Below are 16236 nucleotides of genomic sequence, written 5' to 3'. Positions count from 1 at the left end.
CGCCCCGCAATTTGACCGGTTTTTGAGTTTTCGCCACAAATCGCGGGGATAATTTCCGTGGTGGACAACATGGTTCTATTTTTGTGTTCACCACCGGACCCTGATGGGAAAATACGCCCGTTCCGGCTCCGGATTGGGGGGCGAGACCGTATGTATGAGGGCAGGGCGGTTTTGTCTCATAATGGATGGGATAATTTAGAGAAGTACTGGGTTCTCCGGTTTTCCGTTGATAATCACCCCCCCATTTTTTCAAAAAAGTGAACTAGATTCCTGGATAAAAAGTATATGAGATAATTACTTCGGCGGCTTCGGTGGCTGGAGCAGCTGGATCTCCCGGATAATCTCCCGGTGGAAGACCAGCAGCATATCGCTGATCATCCCAAACATGAAGATCTCGATACCCACGACGATGAGCAGGACTGTCAGGATCGTGAGGGGGATGTGCTCGATGTGCTTGAACCATTCGAGAAGCACATAGACCCCCGTGAGAAAACCGAGGATCGTAGTGAAAATCCCCATCATGCCAAAGTAGAACATCGGGTTGTTGACCCGGGCAAGCCGGTAGATAGTACTGACGATCTTGATCCCGTCATGGAATGGCGACAACTTGGTGGCGGTTCCCGGCCTCTGGGAATACCTGATGGGAACCACCATGATCCGCTGGCCGTTCCGCACCGATTCAACGGAAATCTCGGTCTCGATCTCGAACCCTTTCTCTTTCAGGTGCATCTGCTGGACGGCAAGCTTGGTGAAAGCCCGGTACCCGGAGAGGATATCGTGCAGATCCCGGCTGTGCGCGACCTTGAAGAGGAGGTTAAGCATGTGGTTCCCGAAGAGGTTCAGCCGGGAGAACGATCCTTCTTCGGCATTGATCAGGCGGTCCCCGATCACCTGGTCAAACCCGAGGAAGAGCGGCCCCAGCATCTTCTCCGCGTCCCGTGCAGAGTACGTGCCGTCGCCATCGAGCATGAGGATATACTGCTGCTCGATCACCTCGAATGCCTCGATAATCGCATTGCCTTTCCCTTTGCCGGACTGTGTCCGGACATTGGCTCCGGCTTCGCGGGCGTTCTTGATCGTGTTGTCTGTACTCTTGCCATCGATGACAAGGATATGGTTATAGCCGAGAGCCTTGAACTCCCGGACCACGCTGCTGATAGTCGGTCCTTCGTTCAGCGTGGGGATTAAGATGCAGACCTCATCCTTGTTGAATTTCATTGGTATACTATTTTTAATCGGGTGACATAAGTGCTTCTATGCACATGCCCAAAAAAGGGCTTCGGGCATTTGGTATTGCGGAGAGTTACGCGGGCAGGACCCGGTCGAACCTCGCGGGGGTCGTCATGAGGAAGGATCTGCGCGTCGACGGCTTCGCGTTCGGGTCCGTGACGGTCGGCGCGATGGATGCCACGGATACGATCCTGAAGATGGTCCGCGACCTCCGGCGCCGGGATATCAATGTAATTTTGTTGTCCGGGTGCGTGATCGCGTGGTTCAATGTGATCGATCCCGGCCGGGTTGCACGCGAGACCGGGATCCCGGTAATCTGCGTCACATACGAGGAATCTGACGGGCTCCTTGAGGATATCACACGGCATTTTCCGGATGATGCGGCCCGCATATCAGCATACCGGCAGCTGGGTGAACGGACCGCGGTCCGGCTGCACACCGGACTGACCTGCTTTATCCGGTCATGGGGTCTTGCCCAGGACGATGCCGCACGGTTCTGCGATGATTTCACCTGCGAAGGAAAGATCCCGGAGCCCCTGCGGGTGGCCAGGCTCTGTGCCCGGAATCTCCCAGGGGCTGCCGGCACGGACGATGATACGTTCTGAAACTTTGCCGGGATCCTGGTGGACCCTGCCCTGAAAGGTGATTTCATATAACCGCAGGAAAAATCTATACTTGTAACCTGTCCGGTTGTTCGGAGTTGTTTTTATGTCACAGGCTGTTAAACCCCGATGGGTCTGTCTTGAATGTCATTATATCTACGATCCTGAGAAAGGAGATCCCAAAAACGGCGTTCCGCCCGGCACGGGATATGAGGATATCCCCGATACCTGGCGATGTCCGGAGTGTAAAATCCTCAAGTGCAAGAAAGGTGTTTTCAAGCGCCTTGATAACTGAAATATAATTGCATCAGTTTTTCCTGGTTTCCATCAGTATGCGGGTAAGTGTCCCGCGAGATGACCTGGTCGGTTGTCCTGTCATACACATCGAACTGCACGATATCCCCGGGATGGAATGTTCCATCGGAATAGTCTATGGCGATTGTCGCATCGGGATACCATAAAAAATTGTCAGATCCAAATCCTCCCAGCGTCTTGATCCCATAGGGATGCAGCGGGATAAAATCATGCCCGTTCATAGTAGGAATATCGCAGGGAAGATGATCGCCATTACGGTAGGTTTTTGCGTATAATTTTCTGTTATCATACGGTTTTTTTCCATTGTTTTTTACCACCATGTAACTGTCGTAATCCAGGACACCGTCTTTGTCCGTGTGCCGGATTTTCGTGATCTCAAAAATTGTGGGGACAGTCCGATCATACAGGAGGTTCGGCAGCTGGGAGACCATGAGCAGGACCAGCATGGCAAGGACTACCGTTATGGCTACTGCCAGTATTGCCCCGAGGGGACTCTCAGACGCATCATCGCTGGTGACAGGGATCACCCATTGAGCATCAATTTTGTAATATATATCTATTTTGAAATCATCCGATGAAAAATACTGCTGTTTATAATAACTATTTTTGCCCGGTGGAAACCGGATCCCTCTCATGACCGGAACACCATGAACATAAATATACTGCGCACAAACCTCTGGTAAGTACAGTCTCGTCATATCCAGGATTGCATTACATGTTGACCCCGTCAGACGCGTCCGAAGACACTCATTCATCCCGCCGGAAAGGAAGGGAGTTTTATCTGGAGGGGCTGTCACTCGGACGAGATGGGCGGCACGATGACGCTCTCACCTCGTTCTCTCTTGCGCTTGCAGTGGATCCGGATCTCGCCCTTGCATGGGTCGGCAGGGGTTTTGCCCTTGGCAAACTGGGGAGATACGAGGAAGAGATCGAATGCTGCGATAAAGCGATCCAGCTGGATCCCCATTGTATCGATGCCTGGAACAACAAGGGGTTTGCCCTCGGCATGCTCGACCGGTTCGAAGACAAGGTCGTGTGCTGCGAACGGGCATTGCAGATCGACCCGGAGAATGCCACGGCCTGGAATAACAAGGGTGTTGCTCTCGGCATGCTCGGCAGGTTCGAGGCAGAGATCCGTTGTTGCGACCGCGCCCTTGAAATCCGGCCCCGCTACCTGTCTGCATGGGTCAACAAAGGGTTTGCCTGCGGGAAACTGAAACGGTACGAAGACGAGATCGCCTGCTATGACCGTGCCCTCAGGATCTACCCGTTCTTCTTTTCCGCGCTCATCAAGAAAGGCGTGGCCCTGATCAACCTGAAACAGTACGGCGAAGCCATCGAGGTGCTGGACCGGGCTTTGACCATCGAGCCTGAAAATGCAAAGGCGCTCTACCGGAAGGGGCTCTCCCTGTCGATGATGGCAAGGCATGACGAAGCGATCCGGTGCCTTGAGAGAGCCCTTGCGATCGATCCCTCGATTGCCGATGCCTGGGTCGTGATGAGCAATTCGTGCTTTATGCTGGGCAGGCTGGAGGAATCCGCCAGGGCATTTGACAATGCCTATTATATCGATGCGAAGGACGTGAGGTCCGGCATGAGGCGGGGGCTGTCCATGCTGAAGGTCGGGAAATTCGACGACGCGCTCCGTTGCTTCTCCGATGTGTTCGGTGTGCTCCTCAGGTAATTTATGAGAACCTCCCCCGGGGCAGATACCCCGGCTTTTTATCCCTGCTTCACCAACGAAAATTATGGATGTTGAGGAGTATGTCCGCAGGGGCATGGCGGACGGGAAAGACGAGAATACGTTACAAAAAAGCCTTGCGGACCACATCCTCCGGATAAAAAACACGGACTCCTCCTATGCATCTGCATTTGCCCGTGCGGTGATCGAGGAAGTGAACAATTCCCGCTCGCTCTCCGGCGATTTTTTTACCTTTGAACCTGCCGGTGTAGGCATGGGGGAATTCGGCGTGGGTTCCCGTGGGAAGGGGGATTTCTTTGCCCACCGCCAGATCGCCCGGATCATCGGGAAGACCTCCGCATCGGTCGGCGTGGACGAGATGGACGATGCCGGGGCCGTCTGTGCCGGCGGGAAATACATCATCTGCACCGTGGACGGGATGCACTCCCGGCTCTCGGACTTCCCGTTCCTTGCAGGGTTCCATGTCACACGTGCCACGCTCCGGGACGCGTATGTCATGGGGGCAAAACCGGTCATGCTCTTCTCCGATATCCACGTAGCCGATGACGGCGATGTCGCAAAGATCTTCGATTACACGGCCGGCATCACGACGGTCGGCGAGGCGATGGACGTGCCGCTGGTCACCGGTTCAACCCTCCGTATCGGCGGCGACATGGTGCTTGGCAGCCGGCTCACCGGGTGCGTGGGAGCGGTTGGCGTGGCAGAGCACCTCACGGCCCGGAAATCCACCCGGCCCGGCGACGTGCTGCTCATGACAGAAGGCGCCGGTGGCGGGACTATTGCGACCGCCGCGATCTATTCCGGCTTCCCCGAAGTGGTTGACAAGACGATCAACCTGAACTTCCTCAATGCCTGCGAAGTCCTGATGAAGAGCCCGGTCTTCCCGCAGATCCATGCGATGACCGATGTGACCAACGGCGGCCTGCGGGGCGATGCCTTCGAGATGGCCGAGACCGCGAAGTGCCGGATCGTCATCGATGAGTCGGATATCGGCAGCCTGGTCCAGCCGCAGGTGAAGGAGATGCTCGAAACGCTGAAGATCGATTACCTCGGGGTTTCTCTTGATTCTCTTCTTGTTGTTGCACCCGCTGAAGTTGCCGATGAGATCTGCCGGGTGATCCTATCAGCCGGGGTTACGATGAAGCAGGTCGGGCACGTGGAGGCGGGGAAGCCGGAAGCGGTGCTCCGGGTCGACGGGAAGGACCATGACTTCTCGCCCCGGTTTCGGGAGTCCGCGTATACGCCGGTCAAGAAGGTTGCGGATACCGAGCCCCGCGACTTCGAGGAGATGAAAGCCGGGGTGCTGCGGGCGTCGGAAGCGGCGATCCGGAAGAAGGAGCGGGTGCTGGGGAGGCTGAGGGCCGGGAAGAAGTAGTTTGACGCTATTGGGGGCTGCTTCGCCCCCCCCCCCGCGTGGGTATCCCCGCATTGCGGGGAGGCGGTATTACCGGAAGTAGATAGCACCCGGACGGAACTTTGATTAAATCTTTTTACTTTTATTGTCGTACGGCTTTGAACAAAAAAGGTCAGTCGCGGATGAGGTGTTGACTTTCTTTTGTCCCACTTCACCGTGAACTAAAGAAGAATATTTTATCTGGTTTTATTCCTGCCAATAACCTGAACCAGAATAAGGATCTGGCCGATAACCGTTATCACTGCAATGATAAACATCTGGAGAAATGGATCGTCAACTACCGGAATCCAGGGTGCTGAATTCAGGGACGGTATAGCGAAATAGGTATAGATCGCAGTGAGTGCGACAACAAATGTCAGGAATGATGAGAGAATAATTGATACGTTCATCTTTTTGTCAGGATTGAGCAGAGCTCGCCCGAACGGAGTGAGATCGTAATAGATCCACTTGTGGCCGTCTTCTGCAGACTCAACGAGACCTGCTTCCTTCAGCCGTTCAAGGTGGTGATGGATGGTGGACGGCTTTAAGGACAGTTCCTTCCCTAGTTCAGCATTGGTTTTTTTCCTGGTGCGAAGGGAAGAGAGGATAAGGACCCGGGATTCTGATGACAGACTATCGATAGTGGTTCTGTCAATGGTAAAACTGGTTTCATCATCCATGTAAGTAATACATTTAAAAAAATATTATATCAATTTTCCTGATTTATTGAGTTATTTTACGATAGAAAATTCTTCATGCCCTTATGAAATGTTAGATCTCAATCTAACATATTAATTTATTATATTATATTTGTTATCGTAAGATCCCTGAAGACGTTTGTCTTCAGAACTGAAGGAATTGTGATAACATGAAAACCTGGACTATATTTATCGGACTCCTGTGTATGCTCCTGTTAGCCGGGTGCGCATCGGGAGTGGTTATTGACAACAAAACCCCTACGGGCTTACGTCCGGTTACGCTGATTAACCAGTCGGAACTTATATCCCCGCCTGGATCAGCTGGCGCAGTGTCAGGAGCGGTTATCGATGACAGGATCTACTCATCACTTGCGCCCTGTTACTCGGATCACCTGATCAAATCCTATGGTCCGGTTCCGGTATTCACCAAAGATCACCAGGTTATATCACGTGGAGTCATGGCGGAATATTCCGGAACCGAACGTGATGCACAGTATAAGAAACTAAATGGACTCTACGAAGCGACAAAAGTTTCCTTTGATAACCGGTATTCCTATCCTCACGGCCCGGTGATTGCCTATGGATACGACGCACTTGGTTCTGTAACGGTTGGCATTTATGAGAATAATGTCACAGATGCAAAGACGATGGATGAGATGTATTCGTTTATTGCTGCAGAAGCCAGGAATCAGGGAATTGATAATGTCCCCGTGATCTTCTACACCGAACCAATACTACAACTCAATCTGGGACGGACCGATATGTGGAGACCGATCATTGGCGGGGTTCAGACAGGCAGTGCCGCCGGACCGTGTACCGTAGGTTTTACTGCTATCCGGGGTGGACAAACCGGTTTTGTTACTACCGGTCACGTTGGTGTTGCTTTCTCGCGTGCCTTTGCCATCCCTTCCGAGAGATCGACCCCGGTAACCTGATGTCCCATCCCGGCAAAGAGAAGTCCATAGCCTCCGTTCACTCCACCCTGTCCCTTCCAGCAAATTCCGTCTACTCCGCTGGCAGGTAGTCTCTCTTCAGGGAAGGCCGTAAAAAACCGGACCCTTAACGCCGGCTCCACACTACAATTCCAAAAACCAGAAGGATTGCTCCGACCGGGGCATACTGAAGCGGGGCAGGTTGTGTCGGACTTTGAACCGGAGCGGTCGTGGCTGGTTGTGCCTGAGGTGTTGAAATGCCCGTACTATAAACCAGGAACGGGATCTCTGTATAGGTGTCATCACCATTATTGGGGTCACTGAACGCAGCAACGAGTGCCTCAGCTGCGTCGTTGCCCTGCAGGCTTCCCGGGCCGGAGATCCTGAAGAGGTTCGTGCCGTTGTTAAGTTGCAGGCTGCGGACGTAATCTCCGCGGACATCGATATCGAACGTGGTGTTCTCCATCGGGTGCTGGACAATCACGAAGTACTGGCCGCTTTCAAGGTGACTGGTGACCTCCTCGGGGACTTCATACGTGTACGAGGTATCAGGGTTGACGGGTTGAATTGTCTTAGAGTAGTAGTTCTTACCGAGGATCCAGATCTGGACATTGGATGGGTTTCCTTCCGCAGATCCGGAAATCGTAAAGGGCACTCCTTTTGAAATTGTTGCTGGAGAGATCTCTGCAGTTATGAAGGGTTTTTTCAGGATAATCCCGACATTGGCAGCGTCGGGACCCAGCTGGTCCTTTGCTTTCGGCTGGCTCACGGCATAAATGCTGTATGTCCCGGCATCGACCGGGAGATTTGTGGTGTAATAGGTATATTCCCAGGTTTTATCCGGTTTTGTATTCACTACTGTGAATGAGTCCGGGTTTCCGCTGACTACAGCCTGCTGAGGCGAGGTAAGTTTTCCCCCGCTACTGGGAATGCCGGGTCCGGTTGTGAATGTGCCGGGTCCGGTTATGAAGAGGTACGTGGTATCCGAATCATAATTATGGCCACTGAGAACTACTTCTTCTCCCAGGTAATATGACTGATCCCCCTGTGCGGCGATGGTAACTCCCGTGCCTGCGGATACGGGAGACAGCGACAATACTGCGGTACCTGCTATGATGAGCAGCAGGATCATTTTCCAGAACGCGGATCGGTTGTTGCTGGCTTGTTTGAACATATGTAAATGTATGGATATTTACAATATAAATTTTATTCTAGCATCAGGTTTTTATCCGGTAACATTATCACTGGAACGTATGGGTTCGCGGGCATTTGCTGACACTACTTTTAATACGGGATATCTTGCAGAGGGGGCTAGGGATTAAAAAAATTTATGAGATAGTTTCCGTTTCAGCGGATTTTGGCATGTGCCCGGACTTTGCATACCGGTAGAGGTCCAGCGATGCAATCCCCCCGACCGTTACTGCAACCAGGGTAAGGCCGGACAGGGCAAGAACGTACAGGAGAGCGGCAGCAGCCCACGCATTACTGGGAAACGTGAACGAAGTGTATATCTGGCCCGAATCCCACCACCCATAACCAACTCCTGAAAACTGGAAGAGCAGGATCAGGAGAGAGACTGCGAATACTACCATTCCAAGGCCAAGAACGCATGCTGCCACTTCACCCCAGATCTTCTTCATCAGGATACAGGATCCCAGAACCGCTTCCCTGAGGCTTTTCCTCTCAAGCACGAGAAGGGGCACTACAAACAGGGTAAGGACGAACAGGAATACGGTGATGGCGAAAAGGATCAGCATATCGTCGAGCGCAAAACTGATGAACCACCAGTTGTCAGCTTGCATGAAGGGAACGTACTGGAACGGTTCGAGGACAAAGTTGAAGGGGAACTGGCTTTGCACGCATAACAGGGAACCCCAGATGATCCGGTTCAGCACATTGGAATATTCACAAATGGTGAAGAGCAGGGTGCCTGCGAGTGCGACGACCACGGACCACCCGGCAAGGGGTACCAGGTATTTTTTTGCCATGGTAAATCCCCGGAAGAATGAGACCGTACCGCCTTCCTCTGAAGAGATGCTTAAGGTGAGGCCCGCAAGTAGGAATGCCATGCAGAATACCGTAAGGAGCTCGATCACGAATGTCAGGACAAACGATGCGAATAAACCGGAGTAGTAGGGATCAAGGAGGAGCAGCCACCGGGAGTCATGAACGAAAAGTACCCCCCGGATAATAAAGGGATGAACGAGAACCTGAATCCCGGCAATTGCCGCGACCACGGATCCCCCGGTAAGAGGCACCAGGTATTTTTTTGCCAGCCTGAGTCCCCGGAAGAATGAGACCTGACCGTCTGGAGAGTAGCTTAAGGCAAGGCCCGCCAGTAAGAATCCCAGGCAGAACACCGTAAGGAGCCCAGCCACGAATGTCAGGGCAAGCGATGGGAATAAACTGGCATAGTAGGGGCCAAGGAAGAACTGCAACTCTGGTGGTGTGGGAGAAACGATGAGCACCAGCTGGGCGAGGAGGTGCGCGGCCAGCACGAGTCCGGCGAGGAGCGTAAACCAGAGGAGCTGCGGGTTATGGATCAGGGTTTTCGTGCCTGACAGGGCTGCCCCGGTTCCCCGCCGGATCGCATCCGGTCCGCCGGTCCCGCCATCCGGGCTGCCCTCATATGTGGGTTCAGGCGGGTTACCAGCACCTGTTTGCGAGGCGCGGAAGACCGGTGCTTTCCGGCACAGGCCGAGCCACCAGTGTACATCAGGAGAATGCTGGTTCATGCCATACTCTCCCGGATCTTTGCATACCTGTAGAGGCCCAGTGATGCAATCCCCCCGACAGTTGCCACGATCAATGCAAGGCTGGAGAGGGCAAGGGCGTACAGGAGACCGAGAGCGATCCATGCATCACCGGGGCGCGAGGACAAAATTGACGTGCCGCCGTTAACGATCGACACCTGGCTGATTCCGGTAAACTGGAAGAGCAGGAACGTTAGCGAGGCAGCGAATACTACCATTCCAAGGCCAAGAACACAGGCAGCCACTTCTGCCCAGTACTTCTTCATCAGGGTAAACGATCCGGAAACCGCCTCCTTCAGGCGTTTTCTCTCAAGCACGAGCAGGGGGGCCACAAACAGGGTCAGGACGAACAGGAGTACGTTGATTGCTGAAAAGATCAGTGTCTCAATGAACGCACCCGGAAATCCCGGAGCAAGAACCGGAAGATTCCCCCCGGGCGGGTGGGCGATGAAGACATCCGGGTTAAGGGACCAGTTGAAGGGGTACTGGCTGAACATGTTGGATAGGAATATTTCGAGGTTTCCGTAGATATCGAAAGAATGGAGTTGCATTGAGTTCAGCGCACCTGAAGAGATCCCGCCGGCGATGAAGATCAGGGTGCCTACAAGTGCCACGACCACGGACCACCCGGTAAGTGGTATCAGGTATTTTCCGGCCATTCTGAACCCATGAAGGAATGAGACCGGACCTCCTGTCTCTGAAGAGAGACTCAGGACAAGGCCCGCCAGTAAGAATACCAGACAGAACACCGTCGGGAGCTCGAATGCAAATGCCACGACAGGCGATTCGATTAAATCGGGTCCATTGTTCATATTGACGAGAATGAGCACCCACTGGGTGATGAGGTGCCCGGCCAGCACCAGTCCGGTAAAGAGCGAGAACCAGAGGAGCTGCCGGTTCGCGATCAGGGTTTTCGTGCTGGATAATGCGATGCTGATCCCGTGCCGGATCCGGCCGGGCCCACCGTCATCCGGCCGGGCGAGATGGTCTGCGTCCGGCTGAACCACGGGCAGTGCCGGGGCCGTGCGGAGTATCGGTGCTTTCCGGCACAGGCCGAACCAGTGTTCAGCAATTTCGGATACCCGGGTCATGAGGCAGGCTCCGGTTTTTTCAGGCTCCCTTCCGGTATATCGGATACCCCGTTGCTCTTTCCTACTCGGTAGAGATCCGCAATCGCAACACCCGCTGCAGAAAAACCTGCAGCCATCAGGATCCAGCAGGCAACGATGAACCCGTAACAGACGATCATCATCGGCAGATACCCGCGGGACCGGGAGATGAAGAAGTCATAGTCATGGTTGAGCAGAGTGGGGGACTGGCCGATCACGACCCCTACGGCAGCAACCCCGAGGACGATGAACCCGAAGACAAGGATGCACCCCAGCACCTCGCGCCATGTCCGCCGGAACAGGGTTACGGATCCCGCAAGGGCGGGAATAAGTCCCTTCTTTTCCAGCACGATGGCCGGTACCAGGTAAAGGGCTGCCAGGAACAGGAGGCTGTTGATGGCCATGATCTCAAGTGCGAAAAAGTTCGCGGATGTATAAAGCACGGAGAAAAATCCGCCCGGATGATAGTATTCATAGGGAAGCCAGAAGAGCGCCATCGTGATACCATGAACGATGCTGCCAAAAAACTGGCTGTGGGATATGAATACAAAGACGATGGTCGCAACGAAGGCCATGCCGACGGACAGGGCTGTAAGGGACCAAAAGGACGCACGGACTATTGCACATCCCTCATGGACGGTGACCGCTGTTTTTCCCCGGTTCCCGTTCCGGTACAGGACCAGGCATGCCAGTATGAGGATGAAACCGGACAGGCAGATCATTTCCATGAGGAAGACCCGCAGGTCAATGATGATGGACGAGTTTCCGGAAGGAAGAGCAACCAGCTGGTTCTGCAGGTCAATGAACAGGGTCGAGTCGCCAACGGGAATATCAAGAGAGAATGACGGGGTCATCGCAACATGGGTTATACTCCATCCTTGTGCAAGGATCAAAAAGAGCATGACAAGCCCGGAAAGAAGCGTGAACCAGAGCAGCTGGCGGTCCCGGAACGTCGCCATCAAGCTTCCTGTAGCAATGCTGATCCCGTCACGGATCCGGCCGCGCCTGGCGGGAGAGACGTTGCCGGCTGGCGGGGCCGGAAGAGCTGTGACCGGGTCATTAACAAGGATTGCCGGTGCAGTGTGAAAAGTCGGCGCTTTCCGGCACAGACCCAACCAATGTTCAGCAATTTCAGATACCCGGGCCATCATGCACCTTCCTTTATCCTGATGAGCAGTTCCTCTGCCATCTTTGTCGGGTTGGTGGTCTTTTTTATTTTGATCCCCAGTTCTGACGCGAAGTCCCAGATGAACTCGATACACTTGGTATACTCATCGCATGACCCGCAGTCGCCGTCATGTTCGTACCAGACCTGCATGCCGTGCTTTTCCGAGACAAAGATGTAGGCATTTGTCTGGAACGGGATGGACCGTCCAAACAGGACGCCCCGCTCTACATCAACCTTCTCAATCTGGATCCGGTTTGCGTGGGCCATCTCCCGGAGCGAGGCATCGATCTTTTCGTCCATCACGCGGAGCGCTTGTGAGACGCCTTGCCGCGTGATTCCCAGCATATTAGCAATAGAGATATTGGACTGCCCGCTGCGACGCATCTTCCAGAAGCCGAACTGCTTCTCATTCGTTGGCAGGAACATACGTAAATGTATTGACATTTACAATATAAAAATTATGCGGGCCATTTTGCGTTCAGGAAAATGATAAGCCCGGGGTATATCCGAAAAAGGATTACCGGCCCCTGTATGCGGGAGGGAGAATGCACGCTATGGAAACAAAATTCCGGATATTTTCACCCTACGGTACCATAGTATAAAATGCTGAACATCCGGTTTAGAATAAGAAGATCTGGTATTGGGAGTGGGAAATGAATGAGACTGGAAGATAACGGACCTGATCGAATCAGGTGAGATCCTCTCCCATCACGCCCGGGTCCGGATGTTTGAGCGCAACATCCCGACCGATGACCTGATTACCGTAGAAGGAAGGATGAACCATGATTCCGGATCGTTGCAGTTTCTGTAAGGGTAAACTCCGTGAAGGTAATACGGAATTTATGGCCCACGCTGGCGGTGAGGTCATCGTGATCAAAGATGTACCGGCATATGTCTGCGAGCCGTGCGGGGAAGCCTGTTACACTACCGCCACCTCCCGGAAAATTGACGGCCTCATGCGGGCCGCCCATCAGAAAAAACTGTGCATGCGCCCGCTTCCTGCCGGGGAAGTGTCCCTGAAGGGATAATTTTACCGGATCGCTTTTTTTAACTGGCTTCGGTTATCCCTCCCACCTGGATATCATCGCGGATTCCCGGAATCCGGTGGGGGGTTGCCGGCCAACCCCCCTTCCATTTATTTTTAAATCGTGTGAACCCCCCACCCTCATGCAGGTGTGATGTAAAATGACATCGTGTTCATTTTCTCCATTACTAGCGACTAACACCTGAATGTGACAAGCCAAAAAGAAATAAAAACTATTAAAGAAATGTTAAGTCGGTGATGGCTTGCCACTCTATGCACTATTATTCAAAGGCGGTTTGCGGCATTCAGAGCTTTCGAATGAATACTCGGATCGGTTCGTCGAATGGGCCAAGAAAGTAGCTTCAAGCAGTGTTCCAGGAAGCAGATTCATGCAAGAGGGAAGGCTTGTCTCTACAAACGGGGTAACGAATCTAAAATTTGATAAGGACACCATTGGCGGTTACATGACGGTAGAATCGGAAAGTTACGAAAAAGCAGTTGCAATAGCAAAGGAGTGCCCGATATTGGAGAATGATGGATACGTTGAAGTTCGGGAGGTAATTAAACCGGGCTCCTAGACTCTGCCCATTAAATCTCTTTTCAATGCCCTCATTTTATATAATACGATGTCACTTTACACTACACCTCCCCCTTACTTGATGGGTGGGGTGGGTACCCCTCCTGAGAGTGGGTTTGGGAATCGCTGAGGAAAATTGCGATGAACGGCCGCCGCCCCGAAGGGCGCCCCGCGGCGGATCAACACCTTTTCAAAAACTCAAAAACAGGTAATTCCCACAGCATCGCAAAGCGCAGGGGCGGTCCGGGGGGACAGGCACTGTTCCCTCCGTTAGCGTAAGTTATTCCTTATTCCTTCGGCTTATTAGCACACACAAAAATATTATACGCCAGCTGCGGCACCCGCTTCTCGACAAACGGCTCGATCTTACGCGCGAGATTGAACAACGGATCGATCATGTCGATATGCGCAAACGAGCACCATTTGACCGAGATATCCGCGTATCCCGCCCGGGTGAAGAGCGTATCCATCTCCTTCTCGTTGTAGTAGTATTCCCCGAAGTCTTTCATGACCACGTGCTTCACGTTGATCTTCTCGCCAATCTGGTATAACTTTGGGATTCCGCAGGTCAGGAGTTTCTTGCCGAGCGTGCAGATGGCAATCGCTCCGCCGGGCCGTAGCACCCGGTAGGTCTCCGCGAGCATTGCTTCCGGGTCCTTCACATAACTGAACACCAGCAGGCTCGATACGGCATCGAAAGAGTTGTCGCGGAACGGGAGCTTCTCGCCGACCCCGACGGTAAAATCGCACCCGTTACAGCGCTTGCGGGCCAGTGAGACCATGTTCCCGCTGATATCGAGGCCGGTAGCGTGGCCGCCGTGCTCAATGTATTTCTCGACAAAGAGGCCTGTCCCGCACCCGATATCGAGGAGATCGCCGCCTTTCGGGAGTGCGTTGATCAGGTAATTGCTGATGTGGGTGTGGTAATTCCTGCCACGCTTGTGATCGTAATGCTTGTCGTAGGTGTCAGCAATGGTATCGTAGTGGTTCCGGATCTTCTCCTGCTTGATGGAACTCATGTAAAAATCTCCTGGATTCCCGTGGTAAGTGCCCCCATCTGGATAAATTCGCTGTTGGCGTGTCGCATCCTGTATTCCGCATCGGCGAGGGCAATGGCAAGCGCCGGGTGGTTAAACTCGCGCTGGATAATGGTGCGCAATTCCATGATCACTTCCGTGCCCGACAGCCCGGAATCGATCATCAGGGACTCGAGCCTGCGTACAGCCCCCCGTGTGTCTCCACCCTTGAGGGCATTGATTGCCGAGACTGCAACAGTTGCCGATTCTGACTGGGCAACCCCCAGGAGGTCCTGGCAGCGCCCGGTCTCCGTTGCAACCTGCAGCAGCAGGAGGGCCCTGCGCATATCCCCGGCAGCCGCCTGCGCGATCAGTTCGAGGTCATCCTCGCTGCAGGAACGTGCTCCCGGCTGCTCACGCTCCATCACCTTCCTGAGGCTGCCCAGCATAACGGATGTTCCAATGGGAGAGAAGAAGAGTGGCAGGCAGCGGGAAGCGATCGCGGGGATGATGGCGCTCGGGTTGGTTGTGGTGAGGACAAATCTGCAGGTGCTGCTGGTCTGCTCCATGATCCGGCGGAGCGCCTGCTGTGCATCCCGGGTGAGGGCATGGGCATCCTCAAAGACAAGGATCTTGTACTCCGCATCCAGCGGGCGCAGCGACGCATACCACTTGAGAATATACTTGAAATTCGAGACCAGCGACTGGTTCTTCTGGTACAGGTGGGCATACCGCTCGTCCTGTTCCAGGAATGCCTTGCCCTGCTGGAAGATATCGGCGGTCTGGATGATTGTGGTGTTCAGTTCCCAGTTTTCCCGGTACACCTCTTTTGCAAAACATTCTATTGCCGAACTCTTTCCCGTGCCGTGCGGCCCGGTCAGGATCAGGTGGGGGACGGTCCCGGAACGGGCAAAGGATGAGAGCTGGCGGACGGCAGGCTCCTGTCCTGCAATCATATCCAGGGTACCCGGCCGGTACTTCTCAATCCAGAGCATGGGCAAGCCTCATTGTTATCTCACGTATTGCTTCTGACAAAAGATAATGGTTGTCCGATGTTGCCAGGAGCCTTGTACGATCCTCTGCCGAAAGTTCAGCACACGCCCGGGTGATCTCCGGCAGTGCGCGGGTAACTTCGTCAACGATCGTGAGTGTGGCGTGTTGTGCTGTCCGGGAGAGGGGATTGAGATCGATCGCGATCACTTGTTTCCCCATCCCCACGAGGGCTTCGCACCGGTCCCCGTCTTCCAGGGGCACCAGCACGATATCGGCAGAGAACATGCCTTCGCGGCGGCTCCAGGCCCGGTCGTGGGATAATGGCAGCAGCCGCTCGGCCTCCCCGGAAAAAACATCTGCGCCGGCTGCTGCCAGGATCTTCTCGATCATCGCCACCCGTTCTTCGGTCCTGTGGAAGAGGTTGACTTCCACAAGGGCCCCGCTTGCCTTCTGGAGTTCTGCAATTTCACGGGATGCGAGTGCAGCGGTGTTGCCGTTGACCGAGATCACCGGGTGGCGGGCAGTCATCAGCATCGCTGCCGCGGTCTCCTCAGCACGCCGGGCACTCTCTGTTGTCCGCTCGCCAATCAGGTAATCGAACGCCTCGCCCCGTCCATGGGCAGTGAGTCCCTCCATGGCCACAACTCCCTTCTTTGCACATGCCGCGAGCCGCTCGCGGGTGACGAGAGACCGGTAGCGGGGATGGTCGGGAGAGATCATGGCA

General features: G+C 54.0%; 18 protein-coding genes. 7 read left to right on the top strand and 11 right to left on the bottom strand.

Translation table 11 applies throughout. The annotated features are described in order from the left end of the window. Positions 1-294 precede the first annotated feature (294 nt). Entirely contained in the window at positions 295-1218 is a 924-nt protein-coding gene (aglJ, locus tag WBL42_RS07440; protein ID WP_424720643.1) for an S-layer glycoprotein N-glycosyltransferase AglJ, read from the bottom strand. A gap of 38 nt (positions 1219-1256) precedes the next feature. Here aglJ and WBL42_RS07435 point away from each other — a divergent pair, with 38 nt between their 5' ends. Both WBL42_RS07435 and WBL42_RS07430 read left to right on the top strand, forming a co-directional pair. Next, positions 1257-1835: a DUF99 family protein gene (locus WBL42_RS07435; protein ID WP_424720642.1), complete on the top strand. Its 579-nt coding sequence runs from the start codon at positions 1257-1259 to the stop codon at positions 1833-1835. A 103-nt stretch (positions 1836-1938) separates the two neighbouring features. Continuing rightward, a complete protein-coding gene (locus WBL42_RS07430) occupies positions 1939-2127 on the top strand; it encodes a rubredoxin (protein WP_424720641.1) in 189 nt (62 codons plus the stop codon). Here WBL42_RS07430 and WBL42_RS07425 read toward each other — a convergent pair. Further along, positions 2108-2674, bottom strand: coding sequence for a type IV pilin (locus WBL42_RS07425; protein WP_424720640.1), 567 nt, complete (start codon positions 2672-2674; stop codon positions 2108-2110). The genes WBL42_RS07430 and WBL42_RS07425 overlap by 20 nt on opposite strands. 188 nt (positions 2675-2862) lie before the next feature. Here WBL42_RS07425 and WBL42_RS07420 point away from each other — a divergent pair, with 188 nt between their 5' ends. Both WBL42_RS07420 and WBL42_RS07415 read left to right on the top strand, forming a co-directional pair. Next, complete coding sequence (locus tag WBL42_RS07420; RefSeq protein WP_424720639.1) at positions 2863-3831, top strand: tetratricopeptide repeat protein; 969 nt, start codon at positions 2863-2865, stop codon at positions 3829-3831. A gap of 64 nt (positions 3832-3895) precedes the next feature. Continuing rightward, positions 3896-5224: an AIR synthase-related protein gene (locus WBL42_RS07415; protein WP_424720638.1), complete on the top strand. Its 1329-nt coding sequence runs from the start codon at positions 3896-3898 to the stop codon at positions 5222-5224. A gap of 215 nt (positions 5225-5439) precedes the next feature. On the opposite strand, the gene WBL42_RS07410 is transcribed toward WBL42_RS07415, so the two are convergent. Continuing rightward, positions 5440-5922, bottom strand: a complete 483-nt coding sequence (locus WBL42_RS07410; protein WP_424720637.1) for a winged helix-turn-helix domain-containing protein — start codon at positions 5920-5922, stop codon at positions 5440-5442. 188 nt (positions 5923-6110) lie between these two features. Between WBL42_RS07410 and WBL42_RS07405 the strand changes: the two genes are divergently transcribed. After that, a complete protein-coding gene (locus WBL42_RS07405; RefSeq protein ID WP_424720636.1) occupies positions 6111-6875 on the top strand; it encodes a hypothetical protein in 765 nt (254 codons plus the stop codon). A gap of 124 nt (positions 6876-6999) precedes the next feature. On the opposite strand, the gene WBL42_RS07400 is transcribed toward WBL42_RS07405, so the two are convergent. The 5 genes from WBL42_RS07400 to WBL42_RS07380 all read right to left on the bottom strand — a co-directional run bounded on the left by WBL42_RS07400 (position 7000) and on the right by WBL42_RS07380 (position 12328). Next, positions 7000-8046: a hypothetical protein gene (locus WBL42_RS07400; protein ID WP_424720635.1), complete on the bottom strand. Its 1047-nt coding sequence runs from the start codon at positions 8044-8046 to the stop codon at positions 7000-7002. Between the two features lie 154 nt (positions 8047-8200). After that, positions 8201-9607: a DUF6159 family protein gene (locus WBL42_RS07395; protein ID WP_424720634.1), complete on the bottom strand. Its 1407-nt coding sequence runs from the start codon at positions 9605-9607 to the stop codon at positions 8201-8203. Beyond that, positions 9604-10716 (bottom strand): hypothetical protein, encoded by a 1113-nt coding sequence (locus WBL42_RS07390; RefSeq protein WP_424720633.1) that lies wholly within the window; start codon positions 10714-10716, stop codon positions 9604-9606. The genes WBL42_RS07395 and WBL42_RS07390 overlap by 4 nt, the downstream gene beginning before the upstream one ends. Next, positions 10713-11885: a hypothetical protein gene (locus WBL42_RS07385; protein WP_424720632.1), complete on the bottom strand. Its 1173-nt coding sequence runs from the start codon at positions 11883-11885 to the stop codon at positions 10713-10715. The genes WBL42_RS07390 and WBL42_RS07385 overlap by 4 nt, the downstream gene beginning before the upstream one ends. Continuing rightward, positions 11882-12328: a hypothetical protein gene (locus WBL42_RS07380; RefSeq protein WP_424720631.1), complete on the bottom strand. Its 447-nt coding sequence runs from the start codon at positions 12326-12328 to the stop codon at positions 11882-11884. Before WBL42_RS07380 ends, WBL42_RS07385 begins: the two co-directional genes overlap by 4 nt. Before the next feature lie 356 nt (positions 12329-12684). Here WBL42_RS07380 and WBL42_RS07375 point away from each other — a divergent pair, with 356 nt between their 5' ends. After that, positions 12685-12930, top strand: coding sequence for a type II toxin-antitoxin system MqsA family antitoxin (locus tag WBL42_RS07375; RefSeq protein ID WP_424720630.1), 246 nt, complete (start codon positions 12685-12687; stop codon positions 12928-12930). Between the two features lie 259 nt (positions 12931-13189). After that, entirely contained in the window at positions 13190-13504 is a 315-nt protein-coding gene (locus WBL42_RS07370) for a YciI family protein (RefSeq protein WP_424720629.1), read from the top strand. A 286-nt stretch (positions 13505-13790) separates the two neighbouring features. Here the strand turns inward: WBL42_RS07370 and WBL42_RS07365 are convergent, their stop codons facing one another. The 3 genes from WBL42_RS07365 to WBL42_RS07355 are packed head-to-tail and all read right to left on the bottom strand — an operon-like array spanning position 13791 to position 16232. After that, on the bottom strand, positions 13791-14522 hold the full coding sequence (locus WBL42_RS07365) for a methyltransferase domain-containing protein (RefSeq protein ID WP_424720628.1): 732 nt from the start codon (positions 14520-14522) through the stop codon (positions 13791-13793). Continuing rightward, on the bottom strand, positions 14519-15514 hold the full coding sequence (locus WBL42_RS07360; RefSeq protein WP_424720627.1) for an AAA family ATPase: 996 nt from the start codon (positions 15512-15514) through the stop codon (positions 14519-14521). Before WBL42_RS07360 ends, WBL42_RS07365 begins: the two co-directional genes overlap by 4 nt. Continuing rightward, complete coding sequence (locus WBL42_RS07355; protein ID WP_424720626.1) at positions 15501-16232, bottom strand: 4-phosphopantoate--beta-alanine ligase; 732 nt, start codon at positions 16230-16232, stop codon at positions 15501-15503. Before WBL42_RS07355 ends, WBL42_RS07360 begins: the two co-directional genes overlap by 14 nt. Between the last annotated feature and the right edge of the window lie 4 nt (positions 16233-16236).

It is taken from the genome of Methanoregula sp., assembly GCF_049686655.1.
Classification (GTDB): domain Archaea; phylum Halobacteriota; class Methanomicrobia; order Methanomicrobiales; family Methanospirillaceae; genus Methanoregula.
This window is presented reverse-complemented; position numbering and strand designations above follow the sequence as displayed.

What these genes read in the sequence shown, in the direction of transcription:
- aglJ (WP_424720643.1), bottom strand. Translation starts at nt 1,218, where the DNA reads ATGAAATTCAACAAGGATGAGGTCTGCATCTTAATCCCCACGCTGAAC.
- WBL42_RS07435 (WP_424720642.1), top strand. Translation starts at nt 1,257, where the DNA reads ATGCACATGCCCAAAAAAGGGCTTCGGGCATTTGGTATTGCGGAGAGT.
- WBL42_RS07430 (WP_424720641.1), top strand. Translation starts at nt 1,939, where the DNA reads ATGTCACAGGCTGTTAAACCCCGATGGGTCTGTCTTGAATGTCATTAT.
- WBL42_RS07420 (WP_424720639.1), top strand. Translation starts at nt 2,863, where the DNA reads ATGTTGACCCCGTCAGACGCGTCCGAAGACACTCATTCATCCCGCCGG.
- WBL42_RS07415 (WP_424720638.1), top strand. Translation starts at nt 3,896, where the DNA reads ATGGATGTTGAGGAGTATGTCCGCAGGGGCATGGCGGACGGGAAAGAC.
- WBL42_RS07410 (WP_424720637.1), bottom strand. Translation starts at nt 5,922, where the DNA reads ATGGATGATGAAACCAGTTTTACCATTGACAGAACCACTATCGATAGT.
- WBL42_RS07405 (WP_424720636.1), top strand. Translation starts at nt 6,111, where the DNA reads ATGAAAACCTGGACTATATTTATCGGACTCCTGTGTATGCTCCTGTTA.
- WBL42_RS07400 (WP_424720635.1), bottom strand. Translation starts at nt 8,046, where the DNA reads ATGTTCAAACAAGCCAGCAACAACCGATCCGCGTTCTGGAAAATGATC.
- WBL42_RS07395 (WP_424720634.1), bottom strand. Translation starts at nt 9,607, where the DNA reads ATGAACCAGCATTCTCCTGATGTACACTGGTGGCTCGGCCTGTGCCGG.
- WBL42_RS07390 (WP_424720633.1), bottom strand. Translation starts at nt 10,716, where the DNA reads ATGACCCGGGTATCCGAAATTGCTGAACACTGGTTCGGCCTGTGCCGG.
- WBL42_RS07385 (WP_424720632.1), bottom strand. Translation starts at nt 11,885, where the DNA reads ATGATGGCCCGGGTATCTGAAATTGCTGAACATTGGTTGGGTCTGTGC.
- WBL42_RS07380 (WP_424720631.1), bottom strand. Translation starts at nt 12,328, where the DNA reads ATGTTCCTGCCAACGAATGAGAAGCAGTTCGGCTTCTGGAAGATGCGT.
- WBL42_RS07375 (WP_424720630.1), top strand. Translation starts at nt 12,685, where the DNA reads ATGATTCCGGATCGTTGCAGTTTCTGTAAGGGTAAACTCCGTGAAGGT.
- WBL42_RS07365 (WP_424720628.1), bottom strand. Translation starts at nt 14,522, where the DNA reads ATGAGTTCCATCAAGCAGGAGAAGATCCGGAACCACTACGATACCATT.
- WBL42_RS07360 (WP_424720627.1), bottom strand. Translation starts at nt 15,514, where the DNA reads ATGCTCTGGATTGAGAAGTACCGGCCGGGTACCCTGGATATGATTGCA.
- WBL42_RS07355 (WP_424720626.1), bottom strand. Translation starts at nt 16,232, where the DNA reads ATGATCTCTCCCGACCATCCCCGCTACCGGTCTCTCGTCACCCGCGAG.